General features: G+C 63.6%; 22 protein-coding genes and 1 tRNA gene. 8 read left to right on the top strand and 15 right to left on the bottom strand.

The genetic code is table 11. The features are described 5' to 3' along the window. Positions 1-308: 308 nt before the first annotated feature. On the bottom strand, positions 309-2,243 hold the full coding sequence (locus HDG33_RS01100; RefSeq protein ID WP_184022816.1) for an ATP-binding cassette domain-containing protein: 1,935 nt from the start codon (positions 2,241-2,243) through the stop codon (positions 309-311). A gap of 159 nt (positions 2,244-2,402) precedes the next feature. Beyond that, positions 2,403-2,804: a DUF4399 domain-containing protein gene (locus HDG33_RS01095; protein WP_184021452.1), complete on the bottom strand. Its 402-nt coding sequence runs from the start codon at positions 2,802-2,804 to the stop codon at positions 2,403-2,405. 308 nt (positions 2,805-3,112) lie between these two features. On the opposite strand from HDG33_RS01095, the gene HDG33_RS01090 reads away from it, so the two are divergent. Then, entirely contained in the window at positions 3,113-3,304 is a 192-nt protein-coding gene (locus tag HDG33_RS01090) for a rubredoxin (RefSeq protein ID WP_184009557.1), read from the top strand. 209 nt (positions 3,305-3,513) lie between these two features. Next, positions 3,514-3,588, top strand: a tRNA-Arg gene (locus HDG33_RS01085). 295 nt (positions 3,589-3,883) lie between these two features. Here HDG33_RS01085 and HDG33_RS01080 read toward each other — a convergent pair. From HDG33_RS01080 to HDG33_RS01070, 3 genes are read right to left on the bottom strand one after another with little or no spacing between them, the layout of a single operon-like run. Beyond that, a complete protein-coding gene (locus HDG33_RS01080; protein WP_184021449.1) occupies positions 3,884-4,123 on the bottom strand; it encodes a hypothetical protein in 240 nt (79 codons plus the stop codon). Beyond that, positions 4,120-4,512: a hypothetical protein gene (locus tag HDG33_RS01075; protein WP_244144823.1), complete on the bottom strand. Its 393-nt coding sequence runs from the start codon at positions 4,510-4,512 to the stop codon at positions 4,120-4,122. The genes HDG33_RS01080 and HDG33_RS01075 overlap by 4 nt, the downstream gene beginning before the upstream one ends. 6 nt (positions 4,513-4,518) lie before the next feature. Then, positions 4,519-5,307 carry a hypothetical protein gene (locus HDG33_RS01070; RefSeq protein ID WP_184021446.1) on the bottom strand — a complete coding sequence of 263 codons (789 nt, stop codon included), beginning with the start codon at positions 5,305-5,307 and terminating at the stop codon, positions 4,519-4,521. 633 nt (positions 5,308-5,940) lie between these two features. Here HDG33_RS01070 and HDG33_RS01065 point away from each other — a divergent pair. Continuing rightward, positions 5,941-6,879: a class I SAM-dependent methyltransferase gene (locus HDG33_RS01065; RefSeq protein WP_184021442.1), complete on the top strand. Its 939-nt coding sequence runs from the start codon at positions 5,941-5,943 to the stop codon at positions 6,877-6,879. A gap of 24 nt (positions 6,880-6,903) precedes the next feature. On the opposite strand, the gene HDG33_RS01060 is transcribed toward HDG33_RS01065, so the two are convergent. From HDG33_RS01060 to HDG33_RS01045, 4 genes are all read right to left on the bottom strand, one after another. Beyond that, positions 6,904-7,743 (bottom strand): hypothetical protein, encoded by an 840-nt coding sequence (locus HDG33_RS01060; protein ID WP_184021437.1) that lies wholly within the window; start codon positions 7,741-7,743, stop codon positions 6,904-6,906. Between the two features lie 270 nt (positions 7,744-8,013). Further along, the gene (locus HDG33_RS01055; RefSeq protein WP_184021434.1) at positions 8,014-8,721 is read right to left on the bottom strand and encodes a glutathione binding-like protein; all 708 of its coding nucleotides are present in this window, start codon (positions 8,719-8,721) and stop codon (positions 8,014-8,016) included. A 129-nt stretch (positions 8,722-8,850) separates the two neighbouring features. After that, a complete protein-coding gene (locus HDG33_RS01050) occupies positions 8,851-9,072 on the bottom strand; it encodes a hypothetical protein (RefSeq protein ID WP_184021431.1) in 222 nt (73 codons plus the stop codon). A gap of 229 nt (positions 9,073-9,301) precedes the next feature. Next, positions 9,302-9,493, bottom strand: a complete 192-nt coding sequence (locus HDG33_RS01045) for a CsbD family protein (RefSeq protein ID WP_184021428.1) — start codon at positions 9,491-9,493, stop codon at positions 9,302-9,304. Positions 9,494-9,696: 203 nt separating this feature from the next. Here HDG33_RS01045 and HDG33_RS01040 point away from each other — a divergent pair, with 203 nt between their 5' ends. The 5 genes from HDG33_RS01040 to HDG33_RS01020 all read left to right on the top strand — a co-directional run bounded on the left by HDG33_RS01040 (position 9,697) and on the right by HDG33_RS01020 (position 14,379). After that, positions 9,697-10,023 carry a hypothetical protein gene (locus HDG33_RS01040; RefSeq protein WP_184021422.1) on the top strand — a complete coding sequence of 109 codons (327 nt, stop codon included), beginning with the start codon at positions 9,697-9,699 and terminating at the stop codon, positions 10,021-10,023. Positions 10,024-10,329: 306 nt separating this feature from the next. Next, positions 10,330-11,622: a DNA (cytosine-5-)-methyltransferase gene (gene dcm / locus HDG33_RS01035; protein WP_184021418.1), complete on the top strand. Its 1,293-nt coding sequence runs from the start codon at positions 10,330-10,332 to the stop codon at positions 11,620-11,622. A gap of 30 nt (positions 11,623-11,652) precedes the next feature. Next, the gene (locus HDG33_RS01030) at positions 11,653-12,099 is read left to right on the top strand and encodes a very short patch repair endonuclease (protein WP_184021416.1); all 447 of its coding nucleotides are present in this window, start codon (positions 11,653-11,655) and stop codon (positions 12,097-12,099) included. Between the two features lie 240 nt (positions 12,100-12,339). Then, positions 12,340-12,843 (top strand): YbhB/YbcL family Raf kinase inhibitor-like protein, encoded by a 504-nt coding sequence (locus HDG33_RS01025; RefSeq protein ID WP_018419796.1) that lies wholly within the window; start codon positions 12,340-12,342, stop codon positions 12,841-12,843. A 117-nt stretch (positions 12,844-12,960) separates the two neighbouring features. Then, positions 12,961-14,379 (top strand): MFS transporter, encoded by a 1,419-nt coding sequence (locus tag HDG33_RS01020; RefSeq protein ID WP_184021414.1) that lies wholly within the window; start codon positions 12,961-12,963, stop codon positions 14,377-14,379. 155 nt (positions 14,380-14,534) lie between these two features. On the opposite strand, the gene otsA is transcribed toward HDG33_RS01020, so the two are convergent. From otsA to HDG33_RS00990, 6 genes are all read right to left on the bottom strand, one after another. Next, positions 14,535-15,962 carry an alpha,alpha-trehalose-phosphate synthase (UDP-forming) gene (gene otsA, locus HDG33_RS01015; RefSeq protein WP_184021412.1) on the bottom strand — a complete coding sequence of 476 codons (1,428 nt, stop codon included), beginning with the start codon at positions 15,960-15,962 and terminating at the stop codon, positions 14,535-14,537. A gap of 233 nt (positions 15,963-16,195) precedes the next feature. Next, entirely contained in the window at positions 16,196-16,408 is a 213-nt protein-coding gene (locus HDG33_RS01010; protein WP_026225665.1) for a hypothetical protein, read from the bottom strand. Between the two features lie 200 nt (positions 16,409-16,608). Further along, entirely contained in the window at positions 16,609-16,878 is a 270-nt protein-coding gene (locus tag HDG33_RS01005; protein WP_184021410.1) for a hypothetical protein, read from the bottom strand. A 122-nt stretch (positions 16,879-17,000) separates the two neighbouring features. Next, positions 17,001-18,401, bottom strand: coding sequence for a sigma-54 dependent transcriptional regulator (locus tag HDG33_RS01000; RefSeq protein ID WP_090803573.1), 1,401 nt, complete (start codon positions 18,399-18,401; stop codon positions 17,001-17,003). A 269-nt stretch (positions 18,402-18,670) separates the two neighbouring features. Continuing rightward, positions 18,671-18,922, bottom strand: a complete 252-nt coding sequence (locus HDG33_RS00995) for a hypothetical protein (protein WP_184021408.1) — start codon at positions 18,920-18,922, stop codon at positions 18,671-18,673. Between the two features lie 99 nt (positions 18,923-19,021). Beyond that, a complete protein-coding gene (locus tag HDG33_RS00990; protein ID WP_184021405.1) occupies positions 19,022-19,339 on the bottom strand; it encodes a YqjD family protein in 318 nt (105 codons plus the stop codon). Between the last annotated feature and the right edge of the window lie 251 nt (positions 19,340-19,590).

Raw genomic sequence — 19,590 nt, 5'->3', positions numbered from 1 at the left:
CAAGCTGTTTTGTCGCGCGGCTTCCGTTGGCGCGCTCGCATGCCGGACATGGACGCACAGCCCGCCGGGGAAGCCTGTTCGCGGGGTATTGTACTGATTTCGATCACGGCGGCAATTGACCCCGCGCTGAATTGGCCGACTGGATAAGGCGCGGCGGGCGTTGGGGGACATGCAATGGAGGATGGACGGCTCGCAGGACGGCGGCGCGATAGGTATCGGCGGAAAATGCACGGGCGCGCGCCGGCTGAATTTCGGTGCCGTGCGCGGCGGCGCTTTCTGTTGTTTTTGTGCCGGCCGCGCACGCCGCGTTACTTGACGCGGTTTTCCAGCTCGTCCCAACGTTCGAGCGCGAGCATCAACTCCTCATCGATCTCGGCATAGCGCTCGGTCAGACGCGCGCCTTCGCGTGCATCTTTCCCGAACACCGAGCCGTCTTCGAGCTGCGCGCCGATTGCCTTCTGTTCGGCCTCGAGGTCGGCAATCATTTTCGGTAGCGCCTCCAGTTCGCGCTGCTCCTTGAACGACAGCTTCGCGCTGCGCTGCGCATTGCGGCCCGACGCGCTGTCCTTCGGCGCCGCTTCTTTCGGCGCTTCCTTGCTCGATTCTTTCTGCGCTTCGAGCGCGAGTTGCTCCGAGCGATCGCGCTGCGTCTGCCAGTCCGTGAAGCCGCCGACGTATTCGCGCCACTTGCCGCCGCCTTCCGATGCGATCACCGACGTCACGACGTTATCGAGAAAGGCGCGGTCGTGGCTGACGAGCAGCACCGTGCCGTCGTAGTCGATCAGCAGTTCTTCGAGCAGTTCGAGCGTCGGAATGTCGAGGTCGTTGGTCGGTTCATCGAGCACCAGCACGTTGGCCGGGCGCGCGAACAGGCGCGCGAGCAACAGCCGGTTGCGCTCGCCGCCCGACAGCGACTTGACCGGCGAACGCGCGCGCTCCGGCGCGAACAGGAAGTCGCCGAGATAGCTCATCACGTGCTTCTTCTGGCCGTTGATTTCGACCCACTCGCTGCCGGGGCTGATCGTGTCCGCGAGACTCTTTTCCAGATCGAGCGCCGCGCGCATCTGATCGAAATACGCGACCTGCGGATTCGTGCCGACGCGCACGTTGCCCTCGTCCGGCGCGAGTTCACCGAGGATCAGCTTCAGCAGCGTGGTCTTGCCCGCGCCGTTCGGACCGACGAAGCCGATCTTGTCGCCGCGCATCACCGTGGCCGTGAAGCGGTCCACCACCGCGCGCTCGCCATAGCGCTTCGTCACGTCCGTCAGTTCCGCCACGATCTTGCCGGACTTCTCGCCCTGACCGACGTCGAGCTTCACGTTGCCCTGCACGTTGCGGCGCTCGGCGCGCTCGTTGCGCATCTGCACGAGGCGCGCGATGCGGCCAACGCTGCGCGTGCGGCGTGCCTCGACGCCCTTGCGAATCCACACTTCTTCCTGCGCGAGCAGTTTGTCGAACTTCTCGCTCTCGATGCGCTCGACTTCGAGCTGCTGCGCCTTGCGCGTCTGGTACGCGGAGAAATTGCCCGGATACGACAGCAGCCGCCCGCGATCGAGCTCGACGATGCGCGTCGCGACGCGGTCGAGAAACGCGCGATCGTGTGTGATGAACAGCAGCCCAGCGCGCAGCGACACAAGAAGATCTTCGAGCCAGCGGATGCCGTCGAAGTCGAGATGGTTGGTCGGCTCGTCGAGCAGCAGCACGTCGGGCTGCACGACGAGCGCGCGCGCGAGCGCGGCGCGCTTCTGCATGCCGCCCGACAGCGAGCCGACACGGGCTTCGCCGTTCAGGCCGATCTGCTGCAGCGTGGTCGCGACGCGCGTGCTCCAATTCCATGCGTCCGCGGCGTCCAACGACGATTGCAGCGTGTTCATGCGCGCGAGCAGCGCGTCGTGTTCGGCGCCCTCAGGCGTGTCGGCGAGCTGATGCGCGACCGCGTCGTATTCGTCGAGCAGCGCGCGCGCCTCGGTGAGTCCGGCGGCGACCGCGTCGAACACGGTGTCGTCGGCGTTGAACTCGGGCTCCTGCGGCACGTAGACCGTGCTCAGATGCTGCTGACGCGTGACGAGGCCGTCGTCGGGTTTGGCCAGATCGGCGACGATTTTCAACAGCGACGACTTGCCCGCGCCGTTGCGCCCGATCAGCCCGACGTGCTCGCCCGCTTCGAGCGAGAAATCCGCGTGGTCGAGCAGCGCGACGTGACCGAACGCGAGCTGCGCTCCGGTAATGGTGTAAAGCGACATGGGAATGGGAGAAGACAGCGATGAGTCGGAACTGCTCATTGTACCGGGCGCAGGTATGCCGGGCGGGAACATCCATGCGATGAAGCGCGCGACACAGCGTGCAACGCGATCGGCGCGGGCCGGCGACGCGCGCGCCGGGCCGGCCTTTCAAGCAGTTGCTTACTTGACGTGCACCGTGATCGTCTTGCTCATCTCCGGCCCATACGAGCGATGCGCGCCGTCGCCGAATTGCAGCGTCAGCGTATGGTCGCCCGGCGGCAGCGTCAGATCGGCTTCAGTCTGGCCTTTGCCGAAGTGCAGCGACTTGTCGGTCGCGGGGACGACCTCGCCCTTCGGCAGCGGCTTGCCGTCGATCAGCAGATGATGATGCCCGGTGCCGTCAGTCAGCGTGCCGGCGGGCGCGATCTTCATGCCGTCGAGGCCAAACACGACGTGCACCGGATTGGTGACGGTCGCGCCGTCCGCCGGTTGCACGAAGGTCACGCCCGCCGCCTGCGCCACGCCCGACCCGGCGAGTAGCCCAGCCGCCGCGACGCCGACCAACCATCTGTTTATAAACATCGTTTTCTCCTTTGGAAACGAAACCCGGCGATGCGGCGCCGCCAGCGGCCTCGCCCGAGACCGATCGTCGCAATACGTGCGAAGCGAGCGCCACATCTGTCCAATCAAATAGCTTGCAGGTCAAAGCGTACACGGCTTGTGTGACGAGGCCCGTCGCGCGAACCCGGGCTCGCCGCAGAGGCGTTGGGGCGGCGTCGCATCGGTCGTCTGCGGCTGATTTGACAAATTCCGGTAATATTGCGGGTCGCCGCGCCGCCCCATAAAGGGGCAGAGCAAGCCGGCCATTGCATTAAACGAGAGAGCGTGTCGTGAGCGAAGTAATCGAAGTGACGGAATTCAAGAGCTGGGTCTGCCTGATTTGCGGTTGGATCTACAACGAGGAAGACGGTCTGCCCGAAGAAGGCATCGCACCGGGCACGCGTTTCGCCGACATTCCGGAAGACTGGCGCTGCCCGCTGTGCGACGTGGGCAAGGCGGAGTTCGCGGTGGTGGAGTTTTGACAGTGAGATGAGCTTGGGGCGATAGGCGCGGTTGCGTGCGCTTCGCCAGATGCTCAGGTGGTTTGCGCGGCCCCGGCAGGCGATGTCTGCGGGGCCGTTTGTTTTTGCGGGATTTGTGCGAGGCGCGGGCGGCTGCTGGGGCTTGGCTCTCCTTTTGCCCGCGCCGGTTTGATATACTCTGCGCTCGCCGATCTGTCCGGCCCGGTCCTCTCCCTGTAGTTCAATGGATAGAACAAGTGCCTCCTAAGCGCTAGATACAGGTTCGATTCCTGTCAGGGGGACCAGATAGCTTCCCGGCGTTGCCCAGAAAAGTATTGAACATGGGCCCAATCTGCACTGACGAGTCGCCGCGAACGTGAGACGGTGCGGAGGCATCGCGCAGAAATTTAGCGAGCTTCACCTGTTGCGGTTCGTCCCTCGCCAAAGTGGTCGGGCTGGCAGTGACGATGCGTTTGCGGCCAGCGCGTACCTCTCTACTCCCGGCGTCGCCGCAATATTCCGCTCGAGCATAGACCACACAAAGGTTGCCGGCTCTCGCCTGGATTTCGATTGCCACTAGCCCCTCCATTCGTGCCCGCTCTAGCGGTACTCGTCAATCTCCACCGTACCGCTCAGCGCTTCTGGCAGTTCGTCCTCGTTGCCGTCGCCGGACAGCAGTTCGGAAAGCTCGTCTGCGCGTACCGCCCGCATCGCTTTCTCGATCTCCCGGTCGTATCGGCGGTTGTTCCGATTATGCCGGGCGTGCGCCTTACGCGCGTACTTCTGAACGAAGCAACCACGCTCGCCAGCGAGGCGGTCCCGCTTTCGTTTTGCGATCACGGGAGCCGAGGGCCACATGTTCCGCCGTCGGTCTCATGGACCTCAAGCGAGTCACACTCAATCGCGAGTTCGGCACCCAGAGTGGAATAGATGAAAGCAAGCAGTGCGGCTTTCTTGTCGGTAAGTCGCTCTCCAGCTTCGAGCACAGCACTGGCCCGCGCGTGCTTCGCGTCGTCCGGGGCAACGATGTGAATGCCGTAGACGATATTCAGCAAGCCAAGATGCTCAACCGAAACACACGTCACGCCGTTGAACGTGACCAACGCGCGCCTGTTGGCAAGGTACAGACCTAGCGTCAGCGTCCGGGGCTCGGTATTCGGGCCAATGACCACGCTGTCCAGATACCAATCGTGGAAATAGCCCCACGCCTTCAATATTTCATCCGTCATATCGATTTACCAAGGGAGCAAGGAGACCGGCGCGCCCTCGTCGCGGATGTAGCCGTCCCAATTGTGCGCGTGCGGATTTGGATTGCCGTGGTGCGCTTCAAGGTCAAAGTCCGCTAGCGGCGTGCCATTCGGCCCGAACTGACGCAACTGCGGCATCGTCCCAGGCATACTGGAGATCCACGTCCCCGGCGTGCCTTTGAACGGCATCCCGGCAACTTCATCTGCTGCGCCACCCGGCATGTCGTGCTGATAGTCGAACGCCTGCGCATCGCCCAGCGGCGTTGATACCGGCGTAGCGATGGTTCCATCCGGAAGCACGTCACCGGGGCGGGCGAACCAGATGGCGAGATCATCGTCGGCGGCCAGTCGCGGAAGTACTGGACGCTGGAATGAACGCCCGGCACTCACGACAGGCAGCGCGCGCCTGAATAGCTGCGACGGCGTGACGATCGCGTAGTACGGCCGGATCTTCTGCTCAATAGGCGCACCGCCTCCGCGCGACGTACGCGGCGTGGGCACGACTGCGATCACATCGCCACGTTCGACGGCGTTCTGTAGCGCCCGGGCGGTCTGCTCTGGAGCAGCGCTACTCGCGTATGCGCCACTGCGCGCGTTGCGCATGAATTCGACGAGCCGCGCCAGCTGACGTGTGTCGCGCGTGAGTTCCCGCAATCCTGCCGAGGTAATGAGCTGGCGGCCGGCGCGCGCCTCGTTGCTCAGGGCATTACCGTGATACTCATGTCGCGTGTAGAGCGTGCAGCGCCGATGCGTTCCGACGTCGAAGTCAATCGCCATCAGTCTGTAATCCCATCAACTTGTGCCTCCTCCAAAAGCGATTTGAAGAGGCTATGTAGCACAAAGCCGGGAACGGAGCGACAGATCCGACACAATCGTTGACACTCGTCCCTGCGCCGGTCCGCCATGCGTCACCACGCACGACCGTGCGCGCGCCGAAGCGCCGAAAAGGCCGGACGAAAAACCGGACTTGCAAGGATCCCTGAAAGGAGGAGACGAGTCTAGATGCTGCTGAATGCGGAGCAGCACTGAGGCGGTGAAGCGGCGAAAAACTACTCCCTTATGTGACGCGGGATCTGAAGCGGCCCCGCTTTAGGGGGCTATACAAGCAAATCAATCGCCCCGGCGATCGATTGCGCCGCATCCAGGTCACACAGAAATCGCACGCGTTTTTCCTCAGGAGACCGATTCTAGGGGCACAGGTGGGGGGCACAAAAAATCGAAAACTCCCCGCAAACACCGCCAGCCGTATGAATTCTGTCAGCCCCGCACACCTTGCGCTGCGGTGCTTTTTGTTGCCGATCCGCCCTCCAGGCGACCACCCGTTCGACAACCCCGGAAAATCAGGCGCTCCCGGAAATCTCGGATCGCTATAATCTGCGAGCCGACTTCGAAACGTTTCCGAGGACCGACATGGATCAAGCGCTTGAATGCGTTACCGCGTTGAATTTTTGTGAGCAGGCCTATCTCGCCGCAAATCCGGACGTCGCTGAGGCTGTCAGGCTCGGCGCATTACGATCGGGAAGATCGCATTTCGAAGTTTTCGGAAGCGCCGAAAGTCATCGCAGGCAAGATGCACAGGTGGCGGCCCAATCCAGGCAGGAACGAAGAAAAAGAATAGCGTCTGTCCTTCGCACTGATATGCCATTTAGTGACGACGGAAAATTTTTCGATTTTTTGTCGCCCGATCTGCGCTCCCAGTTCGACATTTACGACTCGGACCTGGCCGGAAGCAATCTGTACGATCAGGATGCACTGAGTATGATCGAGCGCCATCCGTCGGGGATTATTCTGGATTGTGGGGCCGGCAGCCGTCCCGCGATCTACGAAAACGTGATCAATTTCGACATCACCAACTATCCATCCACCGATGTGCGAGGTGTCGGCGAAGTTCTGCCATTCAAAGATGCATCGTTCGATGGCCTTCTGTCGTTGAATGTCCTCGAACATGTGAAGGACCCATTCACTGCCGCCAAAGAGATTCTTCGCGTGCTGAAGCCGGGAGGCGATCTGGTCGTGGTGGTTCCGCTCACTCAACCCACTCACGGCTACCCGCATCACTACTACAACATGACAGCCGAGGGGATTCTCAACCTCTTCGGATCTACGATCAATGTCGAACGTGTGTACGTACCGGAATCGACAACGGCCATCTGGTCGATTTACTGGATCATGAGCGAATGGGCCGATGGTCTCGACGAGAATGCGCTGAAGGAATTCAAGGCGCTCACGGTCGAAGAAATTCTGCAAGGACCGCCGACGTTGCTGGATCGATCGTTTGTGAAGCAGCTAAGCGCAAAAAAGAATCTCGACATTGCGAGTTCGACGACGGTGATCGCGAAACGCGTTTGAGACGACGCCAGTCCAGCGGCTCCATTATTTTTGCATCGGCCGACGGACACTTTGCTCGTATATCGACGGATCGACGACGTTCATCTGATCCTTTGGGCGTTCACCAAAAACTCGCTCGAAGTCCTCGGGACCCAGAATGTCAGCAGCGTCGTGGAGAAAAGACGAATAGGCCTGGTTCAGCTCCGAGGCGGACGGAACATCGCCGCCCTGCGGGGCATGTTGCAAACGCTCGACCCGCACCATAAATGCGCGTCGATGATTCATCAACGACTTGATTTTCGCATCCGCGTCGGGACCCTTCAAAGTCGCCTGAAGATGCTCCTGAAAATCGTCGACATCGGATTCCTGATGTCCTGGCTTCATCGCGTCACTCCCGCTTGGTGTCGAGCACTGAATCTTCTTGCTCGCCCATGCAGCATGCTGCTTACCGTATGTTCCGAAGATCGCGATGCTCAACCAGTAGCCCCTGGACATGCGGACGGTAGCTGGAGCCGCTCCACCGCTGCCGGTCGCCCAAAGAATCTGGTTTGACAGCTGATGGCATACACCATCGCGACCATAGCTGAATATCGTTCCACGAGCGGCCGGATCGATGTTCGAGTCCACATCGGGCTTACATAGACAACTAGCATAAAGCAGATTTGCCGCGCCGGAAGCCAAAAAACCATCCGCACTGACCGGCGTCCCACCTCGGGCGTGGAAGCTGCCCCAGCTGTACCAATAGTGCTCGCCCGCGATCAGGACGTCCGCCAGCGCTGGGTAAATCTTCACGCGGCTGTCGTAGGTCGTCACCCATGTATGGTCGACCACGGAATCCTGGAAATACGCCGGAACGGACCACGCGAACAATGTAACGGCGCTCATTGCTTCACCTTTTCGTCCGGTCGCGTCACAGCGCTGTCGCGCGATTCTCGCCCGATAAGCCGGTAAGAACTTTACTCACCTCAAAGGTTATACGCGCTCAGCGGTATTAATTTCAAGGACACGAAAAACCGTCGAAGCACCAGAAACGACGACAGCGCATGCCAGGCGCTCACGCGCGGAAAAACATGGACGAGCCAGCCATGCGCGGCAACGATGCCGTCGGTATGAAACGCGACGACGCCCAGCGCGGCGAGCGCGCGCAACAGGCCATCAAGCCGGCCGCTGCGGAATATTCAGGCCGCGCACCACCGCCGGACGCTCGACGAACGCCGCCAGCACGCGCCGCACGTTCGGGAAGTCCTGAATGCCGACCAGTTCTCCCGCCTCATAGAAGCCGACCAGATTGCGCACCCACGGGAAGATCGCGATATCGGCGATCGAATACTGATCGCCCATCACCCATGTGCGTCCTTCCAGGCGCTGCTCCAGCACGCCGAGCAGCCGCTTCGATTCGGCGATGTAGCGATCGCGCGGACGCTTGTCCTCGTACTCCCTGCCGGCGAATTTGTGGAAGAAGCCGACCTGGCCGAACATCGGACCGATGCCGCCCATCTGGAACATCACCCACTGGATCGTCTCGTAGCGCCCGGCGGCGTCCCGCGGGATCAGCCGGCCGCTTTTGTCGGCGAGATAAATCAGGATCGCGCCCGATTCGAACAGCGGCAGCGGTTTGCCGTCGGGACCGTTCGGATCGAGGATCGCCGGAATCTTGTTGTTCGGGTTCAACGACAGAAACGCCGGCGTCATCTGATCGTTGGTATCGAAGCGCACCAGATGTGGCTCGTACGGCAAGCCGGTTTCCTCGAGCATGATCGAGATTTTTACGCCATTGGGCGTCGGCAGCGAATAGAGCTGAATCCGGTCCGGATGCTCGGCCGGCCATTTCTTCGTGATCGCGAAAGCGGATAAATCGGTCATGGGTTCGGGTCGCCCTATGGGACAGAAATTGCAAGACCGCCCAATATAAACCGACTCGACACAACGCGTGCGAGGCCGCGCGAAGACCCTACAAACGCTGCGGCAACAGCGCCGTTCGCAATCGGCGGTTCACCACAAGTCCTTCGTCGCCGTACCCGCGCGCACGTTGAAGCCCTCGCGCCACAGCGCCGCGCCGACCGTCAGCAGCAGCGTCTTTTCGGTGCTGTCGAGCAGTTCCCACGCGGCCGCGAGCCACGTCGCGAAGTTCGCGCAGGTCGCTTCGAGATCGGGCGGCGCCTTGCCTTCCAAATACTGCCGTTCGAACATCGAAAGTATCTTTTCGGGTGTCATTGGCGCGACCTCCTGATGGGATTGCGCCAAGTCTAAAGGGCTCGCAGCGCGCGCGGAATGCCGATCATCGCGATCACGGGTTACTCCCAGGCCGGCCGCCGCGCCAACGTCAGCCGTGACCCAACTGGTGAAATCGGACGCGTCGTGTCCGACCTGCGCCGTACAAAAAACAAAGGCGCCGCGACGATCGCGACGCCTCCGCCGTTACGGCAACCTGCACCGAACGGGTTCAGTGACGACCGCGCTTTGCATCGTCCTTGGCGTCTTCCTTCGCATCGCCATAGGCCTTCTGCACCTTGCCGGCGCCCTGCTGCAGGTCGCCCTTGAGTTCCTTTGCAGGGTCGTTCGTGGCCTTGCCGACGGCCTCGTTGACCTTGCCCTTGACCTGCTCGCCAACGCCCTTCACTTGATCCTTGTTCATGCTCGGCTCCCATATGCGTAGTCGACGGAAATGCCGGCGCGGTATTCCGCCGGTGTGTGGGAAGCAGCAACGGCTGTTCCCGGGAGCTGCTCCGCGCGCCGGGCCGCGGCACCGACGAACGCCGACGCGCGATCGGGCAAATTTTTTATGCAAAGGCCTAAAGTCTCGCCGCGCACCGCCGTAAATGCGCTCAGGGAGGAGTCATGGACCGCACGGAGACTACGATTTCGGGATCATCGCAAGCTGCGTTGATCGACCACGACATCGCGCACATTGCGCGGGTGATGCACGTATCGCTGCGCGGCGATTTCGGCGGTCCGATCCTGCCAGCCACCTATTGGCGCAAACGACTGACCGCGCTGGTCGACAGCGGCCAGCTTTCTACCGCCCAATTGGACAAAGTCGACAGCCTGCTGCTGCAACTCGATCGGCTGGCCTCGACGCCGCTGCCCGAATGGGAACGCTTCGCGCCCGCGCCGACCTCGCGATTCGAGCGGGCTGACCCGGTGAAGAAGGTGAAGTCGGCCTGACCGCGTCCGCATCCGCCCCACCCGCTGCACCCGCACGCGTGGCGCCAAGCCGGCACGCCACTCGTCTTGCGCGCCGCAAAAAAAGCGGCCGGGCACGAGGTCGCGGCCGCCAATACGCGTCGCAACGCCGGAAGCCAGCGTCACGGGACAGGCGTATATCCGCATTCGTCACAGGCATGTTTCGCCGCAAACAAACGCAGCGGCGCGACGTATCGCGAAAAATTCCTGATCAATCGGCGCCGACAATAGGGAAAGGGGACGACCTTAGGTCATAATGTCCGCAAAAATTCCCAGCAAGGACGCCACGTGACCCTCGCCGCCCCCTTCGACCTGCTCAAGCAGGCGCGCGCCCGTTTTACCCAACGCGAAATCGCAGCCCATGTCGGCAAGGACATCAAGACGGTGCGTCGCTGGGAAAAAGGTGAAACGCCTTGTCCCGCGATGCTGGAACCCGCGTTGCGCGATCTGCTGCGGCAAGGCGCGCGTGAGGCGCAACACGCGGGCGACGCGGCGCGCTTCCGCTTCATCGATCTGTTCGCGGGTATCGGCGGCATTCGCATGGGCTTCGAGGCGCACGGCGGCGAATGCGTGTTCACCAGCGAGTGGAACGAGTTCTCGACGCGGACTTATCGCGAGAACCACGGCGACAACTCCGCGAGCGGCGGCGCGCACGCGCTGATCGGCGACATCGTCACGTTTCCCGCCGAGGACGTGCCGAGCCACGACGTGCTGCTCGGCGGCTTTCCGTGCCAGCCGTTTTCGATCGCCGGCGTCAGCAAGAAAAACGCGCTTGGCCGGCCGCACGGCTTCGAATGCACGACCCAGGGCACGCTGTTTTTCGACGTCGCGCGCATCATCGCCGCGAAGCGCCCCGCCGCGTTCCTGCTCGAAAACGTAAAGAACCTGCTGTCGCACGACAAGGGCCGCACCTTCGACGTGATCCTGCAAACGCTGCGCGACGAGCTCGGCTACGAGGTGCACTACCGCGTGATCGATGGCCAGCATTTCACGCCTCAGCATCGCGAGCGCATCATCATGGTGGGCTTTCGCGGCAAGACCGGGTTCACATGGGACGACCTGCGCCTGCCCGAACAGGGTCCTCGGCTCGGCGCGATCCTGCATCGCACGGACGGCACGGAACCGGTGCTGCCGTGGGACCACGAGCGCTTCTTCGACCACGCCGCGCGCCGCGTGCAGCCGAAGTACACGCTCACCCCGAAGCTGTGGGCGTATCTGCAAAACTACGCGGCCAAGCATCGTGCGGCGGGCAACGGCTTCGGTTTCGGCATCGCCTATCCGGACAGCGTGACGCGCACGCTGTCGGCGCGCTATCACAAGGACGGCTCCGAAATTCTCGTCTATCAGGGCGAGGCGCTGCGCCCGCGTCGCCTGACGCCGCGCGAATGCGCGCGACTGATGGGCTTTCCCGACACCTTCAGGATTCCGGTCAGCGATACGCAGGCCTACCGGCAGTTCGGCAATAGCGTCGTGATGCCGGTGATGCGCGAAGTGGCGCGTATCATGCTGCCGCATGTGCAAACCCTGCTTGCCCACCCGACCCGCGATGCGTCGAAACACTCCCTGCCGCTCTACGCGTGAGCGGCCGCGCGACCCGTTGGCCCGCTGACGATGGTCGATATCGTCGATAGCGCGACGCGCAGCCGGATGATGTCCGGCATTCGCGGCCGCAACACCAAGCCGGAGATCCTGATCCGCAGCCTGCTGCATCGGCGGGGCCTGCGCTTCCGGCTCGACGCGCGCGATCTGCCCGGCCGCCCCGACATCGTGCTGCCCCGCTATCGCGCGGTGGTGCTCGTGCATGGCTGCTTCTGGCATGGCCACGACTGTCATCTGTTCAAATGGCCACAGACGCGGCCCGACTTCTGGCGCGACAAGATCGGCCGCAATCGCAGCAACGACGACAAGGTGCGCGCCGCGCTGCTCGCGAGCGGCTGGCGCGTCGCGGTCGTGTGGGAATGCGCTTTGCGGGGCGCGAATCGCGATATCGCGGGCGTGATCGAGCGGCTCGTCGCGTGGATCAGAAGCGACGCGCCGGAGTTCGAGGAACGCGGCTGAAAACCGCGCGCGACCTGCCCGGCTCGCGCGAGTCTCGCGCCGCTGGTGCTACACTCGAAAGGCTCACCCGGCGCGCTTTCGAGATGCCTTCGAGGCATGCTTCGGCGGCGTTTTCCGGGTGCTTCCAGGCGCTTTCGCGGCACGTCCTCACGCGCTTCGGCATGCCACGAGATGCGCCTCGCCCGCCGCGACATCGCGAACTCCGACGATCCCAGAACCAATCAACAAGGGAGGCACATCATGGCTGACTTCCGTCTCTGGTCCGACGATTTTCCCACCAACGGCTTCATGCCGAGAGCCCACGAGTACAACGACAAGGCGTTCGGCGGCGACGGCGAAAACATCTCGCCGTCGCTGCAATGGGAAGCGCCGCCTGCGGACACGCAAAGCTTCGCGCTCACCGTTCACGATCCCGACGCGCCGACCGGCAGCGGCTTCTGGCATTGGGTCGTCGTGAACATTCCGGCCGACGCGCGCTCGCTGCCGCGCAACGCCGGCAAGGCCGACGGCTCGCTGCTGCCGCAGGGCGCGATGCAGGTGCGCAACGACTATGGGACGGTCGGCTTCGGCGGCGCCGCGCCGCCGCGCGGCGATCGCACGCATCGCTATATCTTCCGGCTGCATGCGCTGAAAGTGCCGCATCTGCCGGTCAGCGCGGAAACCACCAACGCGGTCGCGCGCTTCATGACGCACCTGAACGAAATCGATTCGACGACCCACACGGGCCTTTACGAACTCAAATAACGCACGCGCGGCGCCGGCGCCCGGTAACGCCGGCGCCGCGCCGACCGATACGCCCGCAGCGGCCAGCGCGTGAGCCGCGCACAGGCGCGCCAACATCTCCGACAAATCAAACAATCGATGCACGCACCCTCCCCGCGCACGGACGGCTCGACGCCCTCCACTTCCCGCTTCGAAGGCAAGGAACTGGGCCTACCGGTTCCACAACGCTACTGGGCGATGCTCGTCATCGCGCTCTCGCTGACGCTCGCGGTGCTCGACAGCGCGATCGCCAACGTCGCGCTGCCGACGATCGCGCGCAACCTCAATGCGAGCGCCGCCGCGTCGATCTGGGTCGTCAACGCGTATCAGCTCGCGATCACGATCTCGCTGCTGCCGCTCGCGTCGCTCGGCGACCGCATCGGCTACCGGCGCATTTATCTGTCGGGCCTGATCCTGTTCACGGTCGCGTCGTTCGGTTGCGCGCTGTCGAACTCGCTGGCGACGCTCGCGCTCGCGCGAGTGGTCCAGGGCTTCGGCGCGGCCGGCATCATGAGCGTGAACACCGCGATCGTGCGCATGATCTATCCGCCTAACCAGCTCGGGCGCGGCGTCTCGATCAACGCGATGGTGGTGGCGGTGTCGTCGGCGGTCGGGCCGACGGTCGCCTCGGGCGTGCTCGCGATCGCGACCTGGCCGTGGCTGTTCGCGATCAACGTGCCGATCGGAATCGCGGCGATCGTCGGCGGCTTCAAGGCGCTGCCGATGAACCCCGGCCACGAATCCCCGTATGACTATCTGAGCGCGGTGATGAACGCGTTCGTGTTCGGTCTGCTGATTTTCGCGGTCGATGGCCTCGGCCACGGCGAGCGTTTCGGCTACGTGACGCTCGAGGCGCTCGGAGCGCTGGTCATCGGCTACTTCTTCGTGCGTCGCCAGCTGACGCGGCCCGCCCCGCTGCTGCCGATCGACCTGCTGCGGATTCCGGTGTTCGCGCTGTCGGTCGGCACGTCGGTCTGCTCGTTCTGCGCGCAGATGCTCGCGTTCGTGTCGCTGCCGTTCCTGCTGCAGGAAACGCTCGGCATGTCGCAGGTCGAAACGGGTCTTTTGATGACGCCGTGGCCCGCGATCATCATCATCGCGGCGCCCATTGCCGGCGTGCTGTCGGACAGGATATCGGCCGGCTGGCTCGGCGGCGTCGGGCTCGCCGCGATGACGGTCGGCCTGCTGCTGCTCGCGACGCTCGGGCCTCACCCGGACGCGCTGCAGATTTCGTGGCGCATGGCGCTGTGCGGCGCGGGCTTCGGCATCTTTCAGTCGCCGAACAATCGCACGATGCTGTCGTCCGCGCCGCGCGAACGCAGCGGCGGCGCGAGCGGCATGCTCGGCACCGCGCGCCTGACCGGGCAAACGCTCGGCGCGGCGCTGGTCGCGCTGATCTTCGGCGTCGCGCCGCAGAGCGGGACGATCATCGCGCTGTATGTGGCCGCGGGGTTCTCGGCGCTCGCGGCGGTCGTCAGCACGATGCGGGTCATGCAGAAGGCGGCGCAGCCGGCCTGAGGGCTGTGACCGTTACGCGCGCAAGACATGCACGATAAAAGGCGCGCATCGCACGAGGCGATGCACGCCTTTTCGCCTTGATCTTCCCTGTCACTCCATGCACGACGTGAGCGGCACACACGCGCCGCCCGCCCGCGCGGGCCGCGCCTGTCGGCTCAGGGTGATGCCGTCACGTCAGCGAGCTTTACCGCTTTGGCCGTCACCGAAGACGCGGTCGCGACGTGGCGCAGATCATCGAGCAACGTATCACGCCACACCGACAGGTTGCTCTCGCGCATCGGCTCCATCATGTCCGCATGACGCGCCTGACGTTCGGCGAGCGGCATCGCTAATGCGCGCTCGAGCGCTTCGGCCATCTGCGACAGATCGAACGGATTGACGACCAGCGCGCCCGGCAGCTGCTCGGCCGCGCCCGCGAATTGCGACAGCACGAGCACGCCCGGATCGGCCGGATCCTGCGACGCGACGTACTCCTTGGCCACCAGATTCATGCCGTCGCGCAGCGGCGTCACATAGCCGACCTGCGACTGGCGGAACAGCGCCATCAGCAGATTGCGCTCGTACTTGCGGTTCAGATACTGGATCGGCGTCCAGTCGAGCTGCGCGAACCGGCCGTTGATGCGGCCCGCCTCGCCTTCGAGCGTATGCCGGATGCGCTGATAGGTCTGCACGTCGGCGCGGGTCGGCGGCGCGATCTGCACGAGCGACACGCGGCCGTGCCAGCCGGGCGCGTTCTGCAACAGCCGCTCGAATGCCTGGAAGCGCTCGACCAGCCCCTTCGAATAATCGAGCCGGTCGACGCTCATGATCAGCTTGCGCCCGCGCATGCCGTCGCGCAGGCTGCGCACCGCCTTGCGGTCGGTGAACTGCTCGGCGGCCTTCGCGATCGCGTCGGGATAGATGCCGATCGGGTACGCGCCGACCTTCAGGAAGCGGTTGTACGCGTGCACCATGCCGTCTTCACTCGACGTGCCATGGTGACCGCGCTCGATATAGTCGACGAACGACTGGCGATCCGCCTCGGTCTGAAAGCCGATCACGTCGTAGCTGCACATCGCCTTGACGAGTTCTTCATGCGGCGGAATCGTGCGCAACACTTCGGGCACCGGAAACGGAATGTGCAGGAAAAAGCCGATCGGGTTCTTCACGCCGAGCTCGCGCAGGCAGCGCGCGAACGGCAGCAGATGGTAGTCGTGCACCCAGATGATGTCGCTGGGCTTGAGCAGTTCCTTGAGCTGCTTCGCGAGCGTCGCGTTGACGCGCTGGTAGCCCGCGTAGTCCTCGCGGTCGTAGCGGGACAGGTCGTTGCGATAGTGGAAGGTCGGCCACAACGTGGTGTTCGAAAAACCGCGGTAGTACTCGTCGTAATCGCGCTTGGTGAGGCCCACAGTCGCGTAGGTGACGTTGCCCTGCTTCTCGATCACGGGCGCGGATGGCTCGCTGACCGTTTCGCCGCTCCAGCCGAACCAGACGCCGCCGGTCTCCTTCAGTGCGTCCAGTACGCCGATCGCGAGCCCGCCCGCTGCCGGACGCGCTTCCTGAATCGGTGCGACACGATTCGATACCACGATCAATCTGCTCATTAGTGCTCCATTGTTTCGTTGTATGCGGAATTGCGCCAAAACGGTGCACGCAATCATCGTGCCGATATATGAGATATCAGAAATAAAGTTGTATGAAAATGTGACAAACGCGCGAATCCCCGCAATCATCACGGATGGCGAAGAAAATTTTTCTGTTAAATCCGACGAATGCGGAGGTCTTTCTTACCGGTATCCCGGTCGCCGGGATACCCCCGCCCGGGTGCTACGCTGCCTCAGGCATCCTGCTCCGAGCCCAGATCGCGCTGGTATTCGAGGCCTTCCTGACGCACCCCGCCCTGGTTGTGCTCGCCGTCCGGCGGCGTATGCGGGGCGATCCGATTCTGCGCGGCCGGGTCCGGCGACACCACCGGCTCAGTCTCGACCTCGGCCGGCCGTGGCCCGCGCTTGGAGTGCCGCGCGGAACGTCGCAATGCGGGGTGTCTCATGATCGTGCCTCCGGGGGAAGCCTGCCGCTTGTCGCGGCATCCCTACAGTCTAGGGGGCGAAACCGTAAATTGCCGGTAAAACATGCGCCGGCTTTGTAACAAGTACAGCAATGCTCTGCACCGACCCAGGGCATGACGCCTTGCAGTGCGGGATGTGGTTCCATCGAGTGCGCGACAGGGCGCCGACATCGACGGGCGTATCAACATTGCCGCGGTCCCGACAGACGGTCGGCGGCCTGAGGCGTTTGCGTTGGCTGCGGCGGCGGATCGCCGATCGGCGGCGTGACCGGTTCGACGGGTTCGATCGGATCGGGTGTCGGGCCGGGGATCGTGTCGGGTTCGGCCGGGTCCGGCGGCGCGATGGGAGGTGCAGTGGGCGGCTCGACCGGTTCGGGCCGATGAGCGTGCAACGGCCTGGACGGCGCGGAAACGGCAGCGTAATGCGACAGGTGCGGCGGCAGGTGCGGCATGTCGGTGACCTCGTTTTGCGTTCCACCGGAGCGCAGCAAGGCTCGTGCCGTTCGGGTGCCCGCCCGGAAGCCCGGGCGGGCGGATACTGGGTGACGCGGATGACGTGCGAACGAGGCGCGGATCAGGCGTCCGCGCCGCCGAGTGCGCGTGATTCGTCGGTGGGATCGCCGTCGTCGCGCGCATCGTTGCCGTACTCGACGAGCCGGTTGTACAGCGTCTTCAGGCTGATGCCGAGAATTTCCGCGGCGCGTGTCTTCACGCCGCCGCATTGCTCGAGCGTCGCAAGAATCAACTGACGGTCGGCTTCCGCGAGCGAGGTGCCGAACGGGATCGTGATCGCGGTGCCGGCCGCGGGCTTCGACAGCGTGATTTGCAACGGCACCGTCGCCGTGCTATCCGAATCCCCGCTCGACATGATGTGCGCGCGCTGCACGTAGTTCTTCAGCTCGCGCACATTGCCCGGCCACGGATACGACAGCAGCATGTCCTTCACCGCGACAGGGAAATGCTTCTTCGTGCCGTGACGCTCGTTGAGTTCATCGAGGAACGATTGCGCGAGCAGCTCGACGTCCTTGCCGCGCTCGCGCAGCGGCGGCAGGCTGATCGGAAACACGTTCAGCCGGTGGTACAGATCGAGCCGCAGCTTGCCTTCGAGCACCGCCTGCTCGGGATCGCGATTGGTGGCCGCGATCAGACGCACGTCGGTTTCGATTTCCTTGGTCGTGCCGACGCGCATGAACATGCCGGTCTCGAGCACGCGCAGCAGCTTTACCTGCAACTCGATCGGCATCTCGGTGATTTCGTCGAGGAACAGCGTGCCGCCGTTCGCGCGCTCGAAATAGCCCTTGTGCTGCCGGTCCGCGCCGGTGAACGAACCGCGCTCGTGGCCGAACATTTCCGATTCGATCAGATTCGGCGAAATTGCGCCGCAGTTGACCGCGAGGAACGCGTGCTTGCGGCGCAGGCTCAGCTCGTGCAGCGTCTGCGCGGCAACTTCCTTGCCGGTGCCCGATTCGCCGACGAGCATCACCGAGGCCGCCGTCGGCGCGACGCGGCTGATCTGGTCGTAGACCTCCTGCATCGCCGGTGAATTGCCGAGCATCAGACCGAAGCGGCCCATGCGGCGCAACTCGCCGCGCAGCGTGCCGATTTCGGCCTTCAGGTCGCCGGCGCGCGGCAGGCGCGACAGGATCGACTTCACGCGCTGCATGTTGATCGGCTTCACGAGGTAGTCGGCCGCGCCCATTTTCAGTGCGCTGACCGCCGACTCGACCGTCGCGTGGCCGGTGATCACGATCACTTCGACGCCGGAGCGCGGATCGAGATCTTCGAACAGATCGACCCCGCTGCCGTCGGGCAGCTTCAGGTCGGTGAAAACGACGTCCGGCATCTGCCGGATCAGTTGAATACGCGCTTCGCGCAGATCGCCCGCGGTGGCGGTGGTCAGCCCGTCTTCCCCGATGACGGCGGAAAGTGCCTCGCGGGTACCTGCGTCGTCATCGACAATGAGTACATGTGGCATCGCGTTTCGAAAGCCTGCAAGCGTGGGTCAGAAAATATGCGGAACATGCCAATGGGCATGCGGCTGGGTCCGGTCGGCTGCATGACGCGGAATCGACTGCGTTCCGTTCCGCCGACAATTTGATTAAAAATTGCAACAATGACGGCCAAATTCGCGCCAACTTCCGTGTCATTGTTGCCTATTTACCTATTATACGGCTTTATAAGATTCATTTAACAATCCCGTTCCAGGCGCCGGCCGCAGGCCCCGTTGCATTCGAGCGAACCGCGTCAGCCGCGCGGAAACGGCCATGCGCGGTGTTCGCCGTTGACCTGCCCCGAGCCGTTGCCGCTGTGCGAGGCGGGCGCCAGCTCGGTCGACAAAGTCGCCGGCGCCGCCACCGCGCCGCCCTCGTTTTCCCAGCGGCTCAGCTCGCGCGCCGGTGAGACCTGGCCCGTGCGCTTGTGTTGCACGTAGCGAACCGCCAGGAAGCCGCCGATTGCCATCAATGCGCCAAAAAAACCAATTGTGGGTCGTGTCATCATGAACTCCTTGGATCGTGATGCGGATGAATGCAGCCGTGCCAAGCGTGCGCCATGCCTTCCGGCGAGCCGATGCGAGCGCCGCTCGCTGCGCCGCGTCTAACGCGCGACCAGCACGCCGAGCAGAAAACCGGTGCCCGCCGCGAGCGCGAGCGAGCGCCACGGGTTATGGCGCACATAGTGCTCGGCGCTGACCGCCGCCCCGCGATACCGGCGATGCACGTTGCGTTGCGCATCGCCGAGCGCCGATTGCAGCGTTTCCACGTGCGTGCCGAGCCGGCCGCGCAAGACGTCGACGCCTTCGCCCGGCACGTTGGCGGCGAGCCGCAGCATTTCCTCCGAGTCCCTCAGCAGCACCCGAAGATCCTCGACGATCTTCTGTCCGCCGAGTGCAAGTTGTTGTGTGGTGTCAGTCATCGTTCACTCCTCGTCTGATTCGGCGTTCGTGCGTTGCCGCGGAATCGGTGCGTCGACCGGTGCAACAGTTCGGGCTTCGGGCGCACGATGCGGCTCGCCGGTTTGCGCTGGCCGGCGGCGCTGCGACGTAGCCGTCAAACCTCGCACGACTCGATCAAACGGTCAATGAGGCAATGCATGTGCCCGGTATATTTACCGCTCCAACGCGCTGATAAAGCCAATCTCGCGCACTTTCGACCGATTGCGCGCAC

It is taken from the genome of Paraburkholderia sp. Cpub6 (assembly GCF_014201065.1).
Taxonomy (GTDB): Bacteria; Pseudomonadota; Gammaproteobacteria; order Burkholderiales; family Burkholderiaceae; genus Paraburkholderia; species Paraburkholderia tuberum.
Note: the sequence above shows the minus strand (reverse complement) of the source record. Positions and strands in the feature narration are given on the sequence as shown.

Bases quoted from the DNA above. Each gene is read 5' to 3' on its own strand.
- HDG33_RS01020 (WP_184021414.1), top strand. From the start codon at position 12,961: ATGCACGCACCCTCCCCGCGCACGGACGGCTCGACGCCCTCCACTTCC.
- HDG33_RS01050 (WP_184021431.1), bottom strand. From the start codon at position 9,072: ATGACACCCGAAAAGATACTTTCGATGTTCGAACGGCAGTATTTGGAA.
- HDG33_RS00990 (WP_184021405.1), bottom strand. From the start codon at position 19,339: ATGACTGACACCACACAACAACTTGCACTCGGCGGACAGAAGATCGTC.
- HDG33_RS00995 (WP_184021408.1), bottom strand. From the start codon at position 18,922: ATGACACGACCCACAATTGGTTTTTTTGGCGCATTGATGGCAATCGGC.
- HDG33_RS01045 (WP_184021428.1), bottom strand. From the start codon at position 9,493: ATGAACAAGGATCAAGTGAAGGGCGTTGGCGAGCAGGTCAAGGGCAAG.
- HDG33_RS01000 (WP_090803573.1), bottom strand. From the start codon at position 18,401: ATGCCACATGTACTCATTGTCGATGACGACGCAGGTACCCGCGAGGCA.
- HDG33_RS01095 (WP_184021452.1), bottom strand. From the start codon at position 2,804: ATGTTTATAAACAGATGGTTGGTCGGCGTCGCGGCGGCTGGGCTACTC.
- HDG33_RS01030 (WP_184021416.1), top strand. From the start codon at position 11,653: ATGGTCGATATCGTCGATAGCGCGACGCGCAGCCGGATGATGTCCGGC.
- HDG33_RS01060 (WP_184021437.1), bottom strand. From the start codon at position 7,743: ATGAGCGCCGTTACATTGTTCGCGTGGTCCGTTCCGGCGTATTTCCAG.
- HDG33_RS01005 (WP_184021410.1), bottom strand. From the start codon at position 16,878: ATGCCGCACCTGCCGCCGCACCTGTCGCATTACGCTGCCGTTTCCGCG.
- HDG33_RS01070 (WP_184021446.1), bottom strand. From the start codon at position 5,307: ATGGCGATTGACTTCGACGTCGGAACGCATCGGCGCTGCACGCTCTAC.
- HDG33_RS01100 (WP_184022816.1), bottom strand. From the start codon at position 2,243: ATGTCGCTTTACACCATTACCGGAGCGCAGCTCGCGTTCGGTCACGTC.
- otsA (WP_184021412.1), bottom strand. From the start codon at position 15,962: ATGAGCAGATTGATCGTGGTATCGAATCGTGTCGCACCGATTCAGGAA.
- HDG33_RS01040 (WP_184021422.1), top strand. From the start codon at position 9,697: ATGGACCGCACGGAGACTACGATTTCGGGATCATCGCAAGCTGCGTTG.
- HDG33_RS01075 (WP_244144823.1), bottom strand. From the start codon at position 4,512: ATGACGGATGAAATATTGAAGGCGTGGGGCTATTTCCACGATTGGTAT.
- HDG33_RS01055 (WP_184021434.1), bottom strand. From the start codon at position 8,721: ATGACCGATTTATCCGCTTTCGCGATCACGAAGAAATGGCCGGCCGAG.
- HDG33_RS01065 (WP_184021442.1), top strand. From the start codon at position 5,941: ATGGATCAAGCGCTTGAATGCGTTACCGCGTTGAATTTTTGTGAGCAG.
- HDG33_RS01025 (WP_018419796.1), top strand. From the start codon at position 12,340: ATGGCTGACTTCCGTCTCTGGTCCGACGATTTTCCCACCAACGGCTTC.
- HDG33_RS01010 (WP_026225665.1), bottom strand. From the start codon at position 16,408: ATGAGACACCCCGCATTGCGACGTTCCGCGCGGCACTCCAAGCGCGGG.